The organism is Streptomyces sp. NPDC059852 (genome assembly GCF_042731455.1).
GTDB lineage: Bacteria > Actinomycetota > Actinomycetes > Streptomycetales > Streptomycetaceae > Streptomyces.
In genome coordinates, this window is sequence record NZ_JBHWJK010000011.1 from 139,256 (window position 1) to 153,943 (window position 14,688).

Genomic DNA, 14,688 nt, shown 5'->3' on the forward strand with positions numbered 1-14,688 from the left:
TGCGGCCGGCCGTCAGCAGGGCGTGAGCGCGCGGGCGTACCGCACCTCGGGCACCGCCACCCCGGCCAGCTCGAAGGGCTCCTCGACACCGTCCGGCCCGAAACCCGCCCGCGCGTAGAAGCGCCGGGCCCGGGCGTTGTCCCGCAGCACCCACAGCAGCATGCGCCGGTGCCCGGCGAGCGCGCACCGGCGTATCGACTCCGCGAGGAGCGCGCGGCCCGCCCCGGTGCCGATCCGGGCCGGGTCCACGTACAGCGCGTACAGCTCTGCGCCCTCGGTGCGGGTGCCGTCGTGGTCGCGGTAGGGGCCGTGGCAGCCCCAGCCGACGACCCGGCCGCCCTCCTCCGCCACCAGGTTCACCACCTCACCGCCGGCCGCCGCGAGATGGGCACGGCGCCGCTCGGCCTCCTGGGCCACGTCCATGGCGTCCAGGTAGGTCTGCGGCACCATCCCCCGGTAGGCGGCGCGCCAGCCGCCCACCCGGATCCCGGCGACCCGGTCGCAGTCGTCGGGGGTCATGGGCCGGATGGTCAAGCGGTGATCGTCCATGCCCGGCACTCTAGGCACCGGCCCGCCCGCCCGGCCTCCCATGAGACGGGCAGCACAGCGAACGCCTCCACCTCCATCAGGAACTCCGGCCGGACCAGCGCCGCCACCTGCACCGCCGACGCGGCGGGCAGCCGGTCGTCGGGCAGATGCTCGGCGCGGGCCGCGCGGACGGCGGGCATGTACGCCATGTCCGTGACGAAGTAGGTGAGCTTCACGACGTCGTCGAACGTGGCGCCGGTCGCGGCCAGACAGCGCCGCAGATTCTCGAAGACCTGACGGGCCTGGGCCGCCGGGTCGCCCGCGCCCACGAGCGCGCCGTCCTCGTCCAGCGCGAGCTGGCCGGAGACGGCGACGAGACGGCCGGTGCCGAGCACCACATGGCTGTACTGGGCGGCGGGGGCGACCCCTTCGGGGGCGGGAATCCGGATCAGCTCACTCATGCGGTCCATGGTGGACCACGGCTCCCGGGGCGCCCCCGACGGGCCGTCAGGGGGTCAGGGGCGGAAGCCGACCAGGTCGTGGAGTTCGGTGCCCCGGGCCGTCGACTTCGTCGTCTTCGCGGTCGCCGGTTCCGGTGCGGGGGACGCCGCACAGGTCGCGTCGACGTCACCGGAGCCCCGCGGCAGGGTGCCGTCGGCCAGGTAGGCGGCCAGGTGCCGGTCCAGACAGGTGTTGCCGGCGAGGGTGACGGCGTGGTTGCCGCCGCCCCGCTCGACGACCAGGCGGGAGCCGGTCAGCCGCCGGTGGACGGTGACGGCCCCTTGGTACGGGGTGGCCGCGTCGCCGGTCGACTGGAAGATCAGCACCGGCGGCGCCTTCGCGTTGGTCACGTCCACCGGCCTCAGCGTCCTCGTCGGCCAGAACGCGCACGGCGCGTTGTACCAGGCGTTGTTCCAGGTCATGAACGGCGCCTTGGTGTGCGTGGCCCAGTTGTCCGCCCGCCAGCGGTGCCAGTCGCGCGGCCAGGCGGCGTCCCGGCACTGCACGGCGGCGTAGACGCTGTAACCGTTCCCGGAGGCCTCGTCCGCCGCGCCGAACCGACGGTACGCCTCGACGAGCGGACCGTCGTCCCGGTCGTTCACGTACGCCGCGAACGCCTGGGCGAGCTGCGGCCAGTAGCCGTCGTAGTAGCCGCCGGGCAGGAAGGTGTCCTCCAGCTCGGACGGGCCCACCGTGCCGCCGGCCGGGGTCCGCGCCAGCGCCGTCCGCAGGGCGTACCACCGCTCCTCGACCCGGGCCGGGTCCGTGCCGAGCCGGTACGTCCCGTCGTGCCGGGCGACCCAGGCCAGGAAGGCGCGGTGCCGGTCGTCGAAGGCGATGTCCTGGGCGAGGTTGTCGTCGTACCAGACGCCGGTGGGGTCCACGACGGAGTCCAGCACCGCCCGCCGCACCCGCTGCGGGAACAGCTTGGCGTAGACCGCGCCGAGATAGGTGCCGTACGAGTAGCCGAAGTAGCTGACGCGGGGCGCGCCCAGGGCGGCGCGGATCCGGTCCAGGTCGCGGGCGGCGCCGACCGTGTCGATGTACGGCAGCACATCGGCGTACCTCTCACCGCACGCGCGGGCGAAGTCCTTCGCGCGCCGCAGGTTGGCCCGCTCCACCCACGGCGTGCTCGGCACGGAGTCCGGGCGCACGGGCGCGAAGTGCGCGGGGCGGCAGTCCAGCGCCGGGCGGCTCCTGCCGACGCCGCGCGGGTCGAAGCCGACGACGTCGTACTGCGCCGCCACCGCCTTGGGCAGCGCCGAGGCGACGTAGCCGGCCAGCGTGAGACCGCTGCCGCCCGGCCCTCCGGGGTTGACCAGCAGCGGGCCCTGGTACGTCTTCGCGGTATGCGGGACGCGGGACAGGGCCAGCGTGATCGTGCGGCCCTTCGGGGCGGCGTGGTCGAGCGGCACCTTGAGGGAGGCGCACTGGAGCGTCGGGTACCTGGCGGTGCCGCACCTCTTCCAGGTGAGGGGCGCGGCCTCGGCGGTGGTGGGCGGGGCGCTCGCCTCGGCGGGGACGGCGGTCAGGGTCCCGGCCACGACGAGTGCGGCGCCGCACAGAACGGTTGCGCGTCTTCCCATGGGTCCTCCCGGACGGATGCGGCACGGGCCGCGCGTGCCACGGCCCGTGCCGCATCCGTCCCGGAACGGGCGCCGTGAGGAACGGGTTCCGCGCGGATGTGACCCGATCGGGTCGCGAGATGCCCCCCGATGCCGCCGGGATCCCTCTACAGCAGCGTGAGCTGGGTGGGTCCGGGCTCCGGCTCGGGGAGGGGCTCGGGAATACGGCGGGGCATCCCCGGACGGGCGGGCCCGATGCCGTACTCCTGGGCGAGCTCGTGCACCTGACGGGTGATCCTGCGCTGGTACCACTTCGGCGCGTAGGCGCCGTCCGCGTACAGCCGCTCGTAGCGGCGCACCAGATGCGGGTGCTCACGGCCGAGCCACTCCATGAACCACTCGCGCGCCCCGGGCCGCAGATGCAGCACCAGCGGCGTGACCGACGTGGCGCCGGACGCGGCGATCGCCCGCACGGTTGCCCGCAGCTGCGCCGGCTGATCGCCGAGGAACGGGATGACCGGCGCCATCAGCACCCCGCACCCCAGCCCGTGCTCGGTCAGGGTCCGTACGACGTTCAGGCGCCGCTCGGGAGCGGGCGTGCCCGGCTCCACGGTCCGCCACAGCTCGCGGTCGACGAAGCCGACGGAGACGGACACGCCCACGTCCGTGACCTCCGCGGACTGCTTCAGCAGGTCGAGGTCGCGCAGGATCAGCGTCCCCTTGGTCAGGATCGAATACGGGTTGGCGTGGTCGCGCAGTGCCGCCAGGATGCCCGGCATCAGGCGGTAGCGGCCCTCGGCCCGCTGGTAGCAGTCGACGTTGGTGCCCATCGCTATGTGGTCGCCCTGCCAGCGGCGGGAGGCCAGCTGCCGGCGCAGCAGCTCCGGCGCGTTCACCTTCACCACGATCTGCGAGTCGAAGCCGAGTCCCGTGTCCAGGTCGAGATAGCTGTGCGTCTTGCGGGCGAAGCAGTACACGCACGCGTGCGAGCAGCCCCGGTACGGGTTCACCGTCCACTCGAAGGGCATGCGCGAGGCGCCCGGCACCCGGTTCACGATCGAGCGGGCCCGGATCTCGTGGAAGGTGATCCCGGCGAACTCGGGTGTGTCGAAGGTGCGGGTGACCACGGCGTCCGCGCCGAACAGACCGGTGTCGGCCCGGCTGTGGTCGGTCTCCAGGGCGAGGTTCTCCCAGCGCATGGTGCCTCCTCGGTAGCACTGCCCCCAGAATAGAACACATGTTCCCTTGATCGTGCTACCCCCGGCCCGTCTTCGTTTCCGATCGCCTCGCGACCGGTTCCGTGAGCCGTTCGGCACCCCGATTTGGGCGGGGTGCCACCGGGGTGGTTGGCTTGCCCCAACCCCGAGAACTCAGGTCCTGGAGGAAGTCGATGGCGCAGGTCGAGGCCACTACGGAGCGGGTCGTCGCGGCGGACGCGGAGAAGGTGTTCGACGCCCTCGCCGACTACACCGGCACCCGGCGCAAGCTGCTGCCCGAGCACTTCAGCGAGTACGAGGTGCGCGAGGGCGGCGACGGTGAGGGCACCCTCGTCCACTGGAAGCTCCAGGCCACCAGCAAGCGCGTACGCGACTGCCTCCTGGACGTCAGCGAGCCCACCGACGGCGAGCTCGTCGAGAAGGACCGCAACTCCTCCATGGTCACCACCTGGCGGGTCACCCCGGCCGGCGAGGGCCGCTCCCGCGTCGTCGTCACCAGCACCTGGCAGGGCGCCGGCGGCATCGGCGGATTCTTCGAGCGGACCTTCGCGCCCAAGGGCCTCGCCCGGATCTACGACGCGCTGCTCGCCAATCTCGCCGCCGAAGTGGAGAAGTAGCAACCGGGTGCTTCAACCCGCCGGGGCGCGGCGGCCGTTGTCGTCCTCACCGGATCGAGTGGTTCTCTTCCGCGACCGACCTGGTTCCGTAACTCGTCGCGCTTGCCCGTAGTTGTTCGCCTACGCGGACATGGTGCGGCAGTGCGACGAGGGGAGCGGGTACGTGGGCGGGAGCACTCTGGTACAGGACGAACCGGTCGCCGCGCCCCCGGACGTCCCGCCTCCCGCCCCCGGGGCCCCGGGCGAACTGCCCCCGCGCCGGGTCCGGTTGGTGTTCTTCGCCCTGATGCTCGCGCTGCTGCTGGCCGCGCTGGAGCAGATGATCGTCGCCACCGCGCTGCCGAAGATCGTCGGTGAGCTGCACGGCCTCGACCGGATGTCCTGGGCGATCACCGCCTACCTGCTCACCGCCACCGTCGGACTGCCGATCTACGGCAAGCTCGGCGACCTGTTCGGCCGCAAGGGCGTCTTCCAGTTCGCGATCGTCGTCTTCGTCGTCGGCTCCGCGCTCGCCGGCCGGGCCGGGACCATGGACCAGCTGATCGCCTACCGGGCCGTCCAGGGCGTCGGAGCCGGCGGACTCATGATCGGCGTCCAGGCGATCATCGCCGACATCGTGCCCGCCCGGGAGCGGGGCCGCTTCATGGGCCTGATCGGCGCCGCGTTCGGCCTCGCCTCGGTCGCCGGACCGCTGCTCGGCGGCTACTTCACCGACCACCTCTCCTGGCGCTGGTGCTTCTACATCAACGTCCCCTTCGGCCTGGTCACCCTCGCCGTCGTCGCCGTCGTGCTGAAGCTCCCCAGGCCCCGGGGCCGGGCCCGGCTCGACGTCCTCGGCGCCCTGCTGCTCGCCTCCGCCTCCACCTGCCTGGTCCTGCTGACCAGCTGGGGCGGCACCGAACACGCCTGGGACTCGCGCGTCATCCTCGGCCTCGGCGCCGGAGCGGCACTCGCCTCGCTCCTGTTCCTGATCACCGAGCGCTTCGCCGCCGAACCCCTCATCCCGCTGCGGCTGTTCAGGGACTCCGTCTTCAACGTCACCGCCCTGGTGGGCCTCGTGATCGGGGTCGCGCTGTTCGGCGCCGCCAGCTATCTGCCGACCTTCCTGCAGATGGTCGACGGGGCCACCGCCACCGAGTCCGGGCTGCTCATGCTCCCCATGATGGGCGGCATCGTCGGCGCCTCCATCGTCTGCGGCCAGCTCATCACCCGCACCGGCCGCTACCGGGTCTACCCCCTCCTCGGCAGCGCCCTCGCGGCCGTCGGCATGTGGCTGCTGTCCCGGCTGGAGACCGACACGCCCCGGCTGCACTACAGCGTCTGGATGGCCGTGCTCGGCGCCGGCATCGGCATGGTGATGCCGGTCCTCGTCCTCGCCGTGCAGAACTCCGTGCGCCCGGCCGACCTCGGCACGGCCACCAGCGCCAACAACTACTTCCGGCAGATCGGCGGCAGCGTCGGCGCGGCCGTCTTCGGCACCCTCTTCGCCGGCCGGCTCACCGACGCCCTCGCCGACCGGATCCCCGCACGGGCGGGCGCGGACCTGCCCGACGCCGAGGCCATCACCCCGCAGCTCGTCCACACCCTGCCCCCGGCGCTGCGCGACGCCTACATCCAGGCGTACGCCGACGCCATGCCGAGGATCTTCCTGTACCTCGTCCCGGTGCTCGTGCTGGGCCTGCTCATCGCCTTCTTCCTCAAGGAGAAACCCCTGGTGACCCACAACGCCCCCACCGAGGAGACCGGCACCACCGCCCCGCCCGCCTCCGTCCCGCAGGCCCGCTCGCCGCACGGCACCCCGCTCGCCGTCCGCGGAGCCGTCCAGCACGCCGACGGCACCGTCGTGCCCCGCGCCGCGCTGACCCTGATCGACGTCGCCGGCCGGCAGGTCGGCCGCGCCACCAGCGCGGAGGACGGACGGTTCGCGCTCGCCGCCCCCGGCCCCGGGGCGTACGTGATGATCGCCGCAGCCGGCGGGCACCAGCCGCAGGCCGTCTCCGTCACCGTCGGCGAGCGCCCCGTCGACCTCGACATCCTGCTCGGCGGCGCCGGGCGCCTCGCCGGTCGGGTGCTGAGCCCCGACGGCACCCCCGTGGACGCCACCGTCACCCTCACCGACGTCCGCGGCGAGGTCGTCGCCACCACCCGCAGCGAACGCGACAGCGGCTACGTCATCACCGAACTGATCGCCGGGGAGTACACCCTCGCCGCCAGTTCGACCGCGTTCCGGCCCGCCGCCGTCCCGGTCACCGTCAAGGCGGCCCGCGAGACCCGGCAGGACATCGAGCTCGCGGGCGGCGCCGCCCTGCGCGGCACCGTTCGGGCGGGCGGCGGACGCCCCGTGGAGGACGCCCGCGTCACCCTCCTCGACGCGGCCGGGAACGTCGTCGACACCCTCACCACCGGACCCGACGGCACGTTCCGCTTCACCGACCTCTCCTCCGGCGAGTACACGGTCATCGCCGCCGGTTACCCGCCGGTCGCCACCGTGCTCCAGGTCGCCCGCGGCGGGCGCACGGAACGCGACCTCCAGCTCGGGCACGAGGACTGACCCCCGCCGGCCGACCCGGCGCTGTCCTGCGGGAAAGGGGCGCGGCCGGATCTTTCCGCCCCCGCGCGCGCCGTTGTGAACCCGGTACATCCAATTCGCCTATTGCCACACATCCCCGAGGCGGGGACCCGTACGGTGGTGGGGGCGCGCAGATCTTGCGGACCGTGGGGAGAGAGGGCCTGGGCCATGGACCGTGGCACCGAAAGGGACGGCACGGCGACGGAGCACGCCGCGACCGGACGCATCCCGCTCGCCGTGGTGGTGGTCGACCGCGCGGGGCTCGTCTCCCACTGGAGCTCCGGCGCGCGCCGCCTCTTCGGCGCCACCAAGGAGGAGGCGATCGGGCACCCCGCCGTCGACCTCCTGCCGGTGTCGGGAGCGCTCCCCGAGGACGACGACATCTCGCCGTACGGGCCGTACGGCGCCTACGAGGACCCGGGGCACGACCTGGAGACGTCCCTCGACGGACGGCTGTACTACCCGGCCGCGGGGCGGGCCCGGCTGACCGTGCCCGAGCGGGACCGCGTCGACGTCCTGTGGTGGGCCTACCCGCTGGTGGGCCCCGGCCCGGAGCGGCTGCTCGTGCTCGGCGCCGACGTCGGCCGGCTCCAGCAGGAAGCGGCGGGCGAGGACCCCGGCTTCGACCGGGTGGCGCCCGCCTTCGCCCTGCACACCGACTTCCCCGGCGCCGAGGAGCTCGCCTCCAGGCTCCCCGAGATCCTGCCCAGCATGAGCGTCGACGAGAGCGCCCGGATCGTCGGCCAGATCCTGGAACTCGGCTACCCCGTCCTCGAGTTCAGCCAGCACGACCGGGTCCCCGTCACCCCCGACTGGGGCGTGCCCCGGCGGGTGGAACGCCGGGCCCGCCGGGAGCGGGCCGCCCGGGCCGCCGCCCACGGCTTACCGGCGCCGGCCGACGACCCCGACGACGGTGAGGACCTGGAGCACGCCGCCGTACGCGAGCGCCTGGAGTTCCTCAACGAGGTCAGCGGCCGCATCGGCACCTCCCTCGACCTGGCCCGGACGATCGTCGAGGTCAGCAAGGCCGTAGTGCCCCGGTTCACCGACGTCGCCGGCACCTATCTGCGCGAACAGGTCGTCGCCGGCGAGGGGTTCCCCGACGGGGTGCCGGACACCACCACGCTGTGGCACCGGGTCGCCGTCGAGCACACCGACGAACCGGGCCGCTGGGACGACGTCGTCCCGGTCGGCGAGGCCATGCCCTTTCCGGCCCACACCCCGTTCTTCCAGTGCATGACGACCGGCGAGCCCGTGCTCGTCCCGCGGATCAGCCCCGAGATGGGCCACGCCATCGCGTCCCAGTTCGAGAAGCGGGACATCCGGCCGCTGATCACCGGCCGCTCGATGCTGGTCGTCCCGCTCAAGGCCCGCCATGTCGTCCTCGGCTTCATGATCCTGCTGCGCCACCCCGAGCGCGTCGAGTTCAACGACATGGACCGGGTCACCGGCGCCGAACTCGCGGCCAGAGCGGGCCTCGTACTCGACAACGCCCGTATGTACACCTACCAGGAGAGCGTCGCCGAGACCCTCCAGGACAGCATGCTGCCGCAGATCCCCCGGCGCATGGCGGGCTGCGACATCACCACCCGGTACCTGCCGGGCACACTGCTCGGACGGGTCGGCGGCGACTGGTTCGACTCGGTCAAGCTGCCCGGCGCCCGCACCGCCCTCGTCGTCGGCGACGTCATGGGCCACGGCCTCAACTCCGCAGCCATGATGGGCCAGTTGCGCACGGCCGTACAGACCATGGCCGCCCTGGACCTGCCGCCCGCCCAGCTGCTGCGCAACCTCGACGACCTCGCCCAGCGCCTCGGCGACAACTACCTCGCGACCTGCCTGTACGTCGTCTACGACCCCCTCGCGGGCGAGCTGCGCCTCGCCAACGCGGGCCACATCCCGCCCGTCCTGGTCCGCGCCGACAGCGGGCACGGTGAACTGCTCGACCTGCCCACGGGCGCGCCGATCGGCGTCGGCGGCGTGCCCTTCGAAGAGGTCCGCGTCCGTGTCGAGCCCGGCGACCGGATCGTCATGTGCACCGACGGTCTGGTCGAGCTGCGCGGCGAAGACATCGGTGTCGGACTCGCCGTCCTGTGCGAGTCCGCCGCCCACCCGGCCGCGTCCATGGACGAGGCGTGCGACACGATCATCCGCGCCCTCAACCCGCGCGACGGCCGCAAGGACGACGTCGCCCTGCTGATGGCCCGCCTCAACGGCATCGCCCCCGCCGACGTCGCCGTGCACCGGCTCGCCCTCGACCCGGCCGAGGCGGGCCGTGCCCGTGCCCTCGTCCGCGAGCAGCTGCGCGCCTGGGGCCTGACCCGGCTCGCCGGCACCGCCGAACTGCTGGTGAGCGAACTCGTCACCAATGCCGTACGGCACTCCCGCGACCGCCCCGTGGAACTGCGGCTCGTCCGGGGCGAGACGCTGCTGTGCGAGGTGGACGACGACGGCCACGAGCTGCCCACCCTGCTGGACACCGGCCCCGAGGACGACGCCGGGCGCGGACTCCTCGTCGTGAGCGCGCTCGCCCGCGCCTGGGGAGCGAGCCGTACCGGTGGCGGCAAGACCGTCTGGTTCGAGCTGACGCTCACCGGCCGCTGACGTCCGGCGGAGGTTCCGGAGGAGACGCGTGAAGGTGCGCGCCGGGCGCTTGTCGGCACCGGTCCGGCCGCGATAGACCGGATCCGCCCGTCACTCGGCGGTCGCCGGTCGCATCCCAGGGGAGTCGGTCATGAGCGTGACGAGTCGGTACCGGGATGCCTGGGAGGGCTTCTGGCGCGAGGCGCCCGGCGAGCAGGGTGCCGTGTTCTGGGACGCGGAACCCGCGCGGACCGCGGCCCGCCATCTGCCCCTGCTGGAGCCGCACCTGACCGCTCCGGACCTGGTGATGATCGATCTGGGCTGCGGCAACGGCACCCAGACCCGTTTCCTCGCCGACCGCTTCCCGCGCGTCGTCGGCGCCGACCTCTCCGCCGCGGCCCTCGACCTCGCCCGCCGGGCCGACCCGGCCGGGCAGGCGACGTACCGGCTGCTCGACGTCGTGGACAAGGCGGAGGTCCAGACGCTGCACGCCGAACTCGGCGACGCCAACCTCTATGTGCGCGGAGTCCTGCACCAGGCCGAGCCCGGCGACCGGCAGACGATGGCGGACGGGCTCGCCACCCTGGCCGGTGAGCGCGGCCGGATCCTCCTCGTCGAACCCTCCGAGGCCGCCAAGCGCGTCCTCATGGGCCTGGCGCGAGGTCCCGCCGGGCCGCCGCCCAAGCTGGCCCCCGTCCTGCGGCACGGCATCGCCCCGGGCGAGGTGAGCGACGACGCGCTGACCGGGTATCTGCGGTCGGCCGGCCTCGACGTGCTCGCCAGCGGCACCCTGCCGCTGGCCACCACCGAGCGGGGCCCCGACGGCACCCGCATCGAACTGCCGTCGACGTGGATCGTGGCGGGGCGGCCCTGACGGCGCCTACGCCTCCGTCGGCACGCAGAGCACCGGGATGTGCGACAGGTGCAGCAGCTTGTGCGGGGTGGAGCCCAGCAGGGCGCCCCGCAGCGGGCTCTCGCCCCAGGTGCCCAGGACGATGCAGCGTGCCCCGTGCCGGGACGCGGCGTCGAGCAGCGCCTCCGCCGGTTTCTGGTCGATGACCTCCACGGTCGCCGCCACCCCCGCCTGCCCGGCGACGTCGACGGCGTGGTCCAGGGCCGTCCGGCCGGTCTCCCGCAGGGCGTCCCGGTGGGCGGCGTACTCCTCGCCGAGCGAGCCCGGCGCCGCCGCCCCGTAGACCAGCACGAGGGTGTCGCCGAACGCGGCGGCCACCTCCACGGCGACGGAGAGCGCGCGGACCGCGCCCGGGGACTCGTCGTAGCCGCACACCACGGGCATGTCAGGACTCCTTGCCGTGCACGAGGTCGGGGTCGGCCACGTCGGGGCGCTCCGCCCAGAACGCCGGGGCCGTCAGCCGCCACACCACCATCAGGATCACGCCCGCGAGGGTGATGCCGATCCCGATGACCAGCGGCGGGCCGAGCCCGAACCACGAGACGCCGCTGTAGGAGTTGGCGGGGTCGGACATGTCGCCGACCGACTCGACGAGCAGCCAGGCCAGCAGCCCGGCGCCGACCACCGGGCCGAGGCCGATCAGCAGGAAGTTGCGGACGCTCTCGGTGAGGTGACGCCGGTAGTAGACGGCGCACGCGAGGCCGGTGAGCGCGTAGTAGAAGGCGATCAGCAGGGACAGCGCGGTCAGCGAGTCGAACAGGGCGTTCTCGCTGATCTGCCGGACCACCAGGTACCAGGCGATCGCGATGCCCGCCACCCACCACGTGCTCACGTCGGGCGTGCGGAACCGGTGGTGGATGTGCCCGAAGTGGGCCGGCAGGGCGTGCCGGCGGGCCATGGACAGCGCGGTGCGCGAGGCCGGGATGATCGTGGTCTGCGTGGACGCCAGACCGGACGTCGACACCGCCAGCAGCACCACCCAGTCCCAGCCGCCCATCACCTTGCCCGCGAGAAGGGCGAAGATGAACTCCTCCTCGTCGGCGTTCTCCGACAGGAACGCCGGTCCGGCGTAGGCCACGACCGCGATGGCCACGGCCACATACGTGACCAGCAGGATGACCGTCGACCACACGGCCGCCTCACCGGGGGCGGTCGCCGAGTTCTCGGTCTCCTCGGTGAGGTTCACCGCCGACTCCCAGCCCCAGTAGATGAACACGCCCAGCAGCAGCCCCGCCGTCAGCTGGGCGCCGCCCGCGCCGAACGGGTCCAGCCAGCCGAACGCCGGTTTCACGGCGTCGAGGTCCCCGGTGCCGGCGTAGACCCGGTAGAGCGCCACCACGGCGAAGGCGAGGAGGCAGGCGACCTGGGCGAGGATCAGCGCGTTCTGCACCCGGGCCGACACCTCGGTGCCGATGACGCACACCGCCGTCATCACCAGGATGAGCAGCACGGTGAGGATCTGCCGCACCCACTCGTTGTCGGCCCAGCTGTCCAGGCCGAAGGCGAGCAGCGCGAACGTCACCGCCACGTCCGCCAGCGAGCCGACGACCAGGACACCGGTCATGGTGATGGCCCAGCCGCCGAGCCAGCCCGCCCACGGGCCCATCGCGCGGGTCACCCAGGAGAAGGTCGTGCCGCAGTCCTGGTCGACCTTGTTCAGGTAGTAGAACGCCGACGCGATCAGCAGCATCGGCACGAACGCCGCCAGCATCACGCCGGGCGCGTACACCCCCACCAGCGCCACGATCGGGCCGATCACCGCGGCCAGCGAGTACGCGGGCGAGGTGGCGTTGAGCCCGATGACGAGCGCGTCGAGGAACCCGATCGCGTCGGGCTTCAACGAGTCCGGCTGCGGGGTGCCCGTACTGGCTTCGGCCATGCTGCCTCACTTTGGTCGTGCCTGACCTCATGAAACAGGGAACGGCCGGGCCCGCCGGGCCTTTGCCGACCCCGCGCGCGATGTCTCACCCGTGTGCCCAGCGGCCGCCCGCGCCGGGCGGTGCCCGGGGCGGGGGGACCGGTCGTGGCGGGTTCCGACGGGGGCGCGTAACGTGGCGCCCCATGAAGATCCTCATCAGCGCCGACATGGAGGGCGCGACCGGCGTGACCTGGCCGGGGGACGTTCTGCCGGGGACACCGCAGTGGGAGCGGTGCCGGGGGATGTTCACCTCGGACGTGGACGCGGCCGTGCGCGGCTTCTTCGACGGCGGTGCCGACTCCGTCCTCGTCAACGAGGCCCACTGGAGCATGCGAAACCTGCTGCTCGAACGGCTCGACGAGCGGGCCGAGATGCTGACCGGCCGGCACAAGGCGCTGTCGATGGTGGAGGGCGTCCAGCACGGGGACGTCGACGGGATCGCCTTCATCGGCTACCACACGGGCGCCGGCATGGAGGGCGTCCTCGCCCACACCTACCTCGCCAACCAGATCACCGGGGTCTGGCTGAACGACGTTCGGGCCAGCGAGGGTCTGCTGAACGCGCACGTCGTCGCCGAGTACGGCGTGCCCGTCGTCCTGGTCACCGGAGACGACCTCGCCTGCGAGGACGCCCTCGGCTACGCGCCCGAGGCGCTGAAGGTCGCCGTCAAGGACCACGTGTCCCGGTACGCGGCCGTGTGCCGTACGCCGGCGAGGACCGCCGCCGACATCCGCGCGGCGGCCAGGGACGCCGCCGCCCTCGCGGTCCGCGGCGAGCCCGTGCAGGCCGGGCCGCACACGGTGGCCGTCGAGTTCGACGCCGAGCACCTGGCGATGGCGGCCACCGTCGTCCCCGGTGTCGCACGGATCGGGGAGCGCAAGGTGGCGTACACCAGCGAGCGCATGTACGAGGCGATCCGGACCTTCAAGGCGGTCACCACGATCGTCTCGGCCGCGGTGGAGGAGCAGTATGGCTGACGCGCAGGCACTGGAGGAGGTCGTGACGTTCACGTCCGACCTCATCCGCATCGACACCACCAACCGGGGCGGCGGCGACTGCCAGGAGCGGCCCGCCGCCGAGTACGCGGCGGCCCGGCTCGCGGAGGCGGGCCTGCAGACCACGCTGCTGGAGCGCACCCCCGGCCGCACGAACGTCGTCGCCCGCCTCGAGGGCACCGACCCGTCGGCGGACGCCCTGCTCGTCCACGGGCACCTGGACGTCGTGCCCGCCGACCCCTCCGAGTGGAGCGTGCACCCCTTCTCCGGCGAGGTCCGCGACGGCGTCGTCTGGGGCCGCGGCGCCGTCGACATGAAGAACATGGACGCGATGATCCTGTCCGTCGTACGGGCCTGGGCGCGCCAGGGCGTGCGGCCCCGCCGGGACATCGTGATCGCGTTCACCGCCGACGAGGAGGCCAGCGCCGAGGACGGCTCCGGCTTCCTCGCCGACCGGCACGCCGCCCTGTTCGAGGGCTGCACCGAGGGCATCAGCGAGTCCGGCGCGTTCACCTTCCACGACGGCTCCGGCCGCCAGATCTACCCGATCTCGGCCGGCGAGCGCGGCACCGGCTGGCTGCGGCTCACCGCCCACGGCCGGGCCGGCCACGGCTCCCGGGTCAACCGGGAGAACGCGGTGACCCGGCTCGCCGCCGCCATCACCCGGATCGGCGACCACGAGTGGCCGGTGCGGCTGACCCCGACCGTGCGCGGCGCCCTCACCGAACTCGCGGAGCTGTACGGCCTGGACACGAGCCTGGACGACGTGGACGGCCTGCTGGAGAAGCTCGGCCCCGCCGCCAAGCTCGTCGAGGCGACCGTCCGCAACAGCGCCAACCCGACGATGCTGGAGGCCGGTTACAAGGTCAACGTCATCCCGGGCAAGGCCGTGGCGTTCGTCGACGGACGGTTCCTGCCGGGCCACGAGGACGAGTTCCGCGCCACCCTCGATGAACTCACCGGGCCCGACGTGGACTGGGATTTCCACCACCGGGAGGTCGCCCTGCAGTCCCCGCTGGACTCGCCGACGTACGCCCTGATGCGGGCCGCCGTCGAGGAGTTCGCGCCGGAGGGGCGCACCGTGCCGTACTGCATGGCCGGCGGCACGGACGCCAAGCAGTTCTCCCGGCTCGGCATCACCGGCTACGGGTTCTCGCCGCTGAAGCTGCCGGAGGGCTTCGACTACTCGGCCATGTTCCACGGCGTCGACGAACGGGTGCCCGTCGAGGCGCTGCACTTCGGCGTCCGGGTGCTCGACCGGTTCCTGCGCACGGCTTAGACG

At 73.2% G+C, this 14,688-nt stretch carries 12 protein-coding genes; 6 read left to right on the forward strand and 6 right to left on the reverse strand.

Annotated features, from left to right (window positions below; translation table 11 throughout):
- Positions 1 to 12 precede the first annotated feature (12 nt).
- The 4 genes from ACFV46_RS16875 to ACFV46_RS16890 form a co-directional block, all read right to left on the reverse strand.
- Positions 13 to 549, reverse strand: coding sequence for a GNAT family N-acetyltransferase (locus tag ACFV46_RS16875; protein WP_385498707.1), 537 nt, complete (start codon positions 547 to 549; stop codon positions 13 to 15).
- A complete protein-coding gene (locus ACFV46_RS16880) occupies positions 531 to 989 on the reverse strand; it encodes a RidA family protein (RefSeq protein WP_385498708.1) in 459 nt (152 codons plus the stop codon). Before ACFV46_RS16880 ends, ACFV46_RS16875 begins: the two co-directional genes overlap by 19 nt.
- Before the next feature lie 54 nt (positions 990 to 1,043).
- Positions 1,044 to 2,615, reverse strand: a complete 1,572-nt coding sequence (locus ACFV46_RS16885) for an alpha/beta hydrolase (RefSeq protein WP_385498710.1) — start codon at positions 2,613 to 2,615, stop codon at positions 1,044 to 1,046.
- Between the two features lie 146 nt (positions 2,616 to 2,761).
- Positions 2,762 to 3,793, reverse strand: a complete 1,032-nt coding sequence (locus tag ACFV46_RS16890; protein ID WP_376726993.1) for an Rv2578c family radical SAM protein — start codon at positions 3,791 to 3,793, stop codon at positions 2,762 to 2,764.
- Positions 3,794 to 3,984: 191 nt separating this feature from the next.
- On the opposite strand from ACFV46_RS16890, the gene ACFV46_RS16895 reads away from it, so the two are divergent.
- The 4 genes from ACFV46_RS16895 (at position 3,985) to ACFV46_RS16910 (ending at position 10,454) form a co-directional block, all read left to right on the forward strand.
- Positions 3,985 to 4,428: an SRPBCC family protein gene (locus ACFV46_RS16895; RefSeq protein WP_361927954.1), complete on the forward strand. Its 444-nt coding sequence runs from the start codon at positions 3,985 to 3,987 to the stop codon at positions 4,426 to 4,428.
- Positions 4,429 to 4,591: 163 nt separating this feature from the next.
- Positions 4,592 to 6,979 (forward strand): MFS transporter, encoded by a 2,388-nt coding sequence (locus tag ACFV46_RS16900; RefSeq protein ID WP_385498712.1) that lies wholly within the window; start codon positions 4,592 to 4,594, stop codon positions 6,977 to 6,979.
- A 186-nt stretch (positions 6,980 to 7,165) separates the two neighbouring features.
- The gene (locus ACFV46_RS16905; protein WP_376726997.1) at positions 7,166 to 9,601 is read left to right on the forward strand and encodes a SpoIIE family protein phosphatase; all 2,436 of its coding nucleotides are present in this window, start codon (positions 7,166 to 7,168) and stop codon (positions 9,599 to 9,601) included.
- A gap of 130 nt (positions 9,602 to 9,731) precedes the next feature.
- The gene (locus tag ACFV46_RS16910) at positions 9,732 to 10,454 is read left to right on the forward strand and encodes a class I SAM-dependent methyltransferase (RefSeq protein WP_361927962.1); all 723 of its coding nucleotides are present in this window, start codon (positions 9,732 to 9,734) and stop codon (positions 10,452 to 10,454) included.
- Positions 10,455 to 10,460: 6 nt separating this feature from the next.
- Here ACFV46_RS16910 and ACFV46_RS16915 read toward each other — a convergent pair whose 3' ends face one another.
- Both ACFV46_RS16915 and ACFV46_RS16920 read right to left on the reverse strand, forming a co-directional pair.
- On the reverse strand, positions 10,461 to 10,877 hold the full coding sequence (locus ACFV46_RS16915; RefSeq protein WP_385498714.1) for a universal stress protein: 417 nt from the start codon (positions 10,875 to 10,877) through the stop codon (positions 10,461 to 10,463).
- A 1-nt stretch (position 10,878) separates the two neighbouring features.
- Positions 10,879 to 12,372, reverse strand: coding sequence for an APC family permease (locus tag ACFV46_RS16920; protein ID WP_385498715.1), 1,494 nt, complete (start codon positions 12,370 to 12,372; stop codon positions 10,879 to 10,881).
- A 182-nt stretch (positions 12,373 to 12,554) separates the two neighbouring features.
- Here ACFV46_RS16920 and ACFV46_RS16925 point away from each other — a divergent pair, with 182 nt between their 5' ends.
- Together ACFV46_RS16925 and ACFV46_RS16930 are read left to right on the forward strand one after the other, a co-directional pair.
- A complete protein-coding gene (locus ACFV46_RS16925; RefSeq protein ID WP_361927971.1) occupies positions 12,555 to 13,388 on the forward strand; it encodes a M55 family metallopeptidase in 834 nt (277 codons plus the stop codon).
- Positions 13,381 to 14,685, forward strand: coding sequence for a M20/M25/M40 family metallo-hydrolase (locus tag ACFV46_RS16930; RefSeq protein WP_361927974.1), 1,305 nt, complete (start codon positions 13,381 to 13,383; stop codon positions 14,683 to 14,685). The genes ACFV46_RS16925 and ACFV46_RS16930 overlap by 8 nt, the downstream gene beginning before the upstream one ends.
- Positions 14,686 to 14,688: the final 3 nt, after the last annotated feature.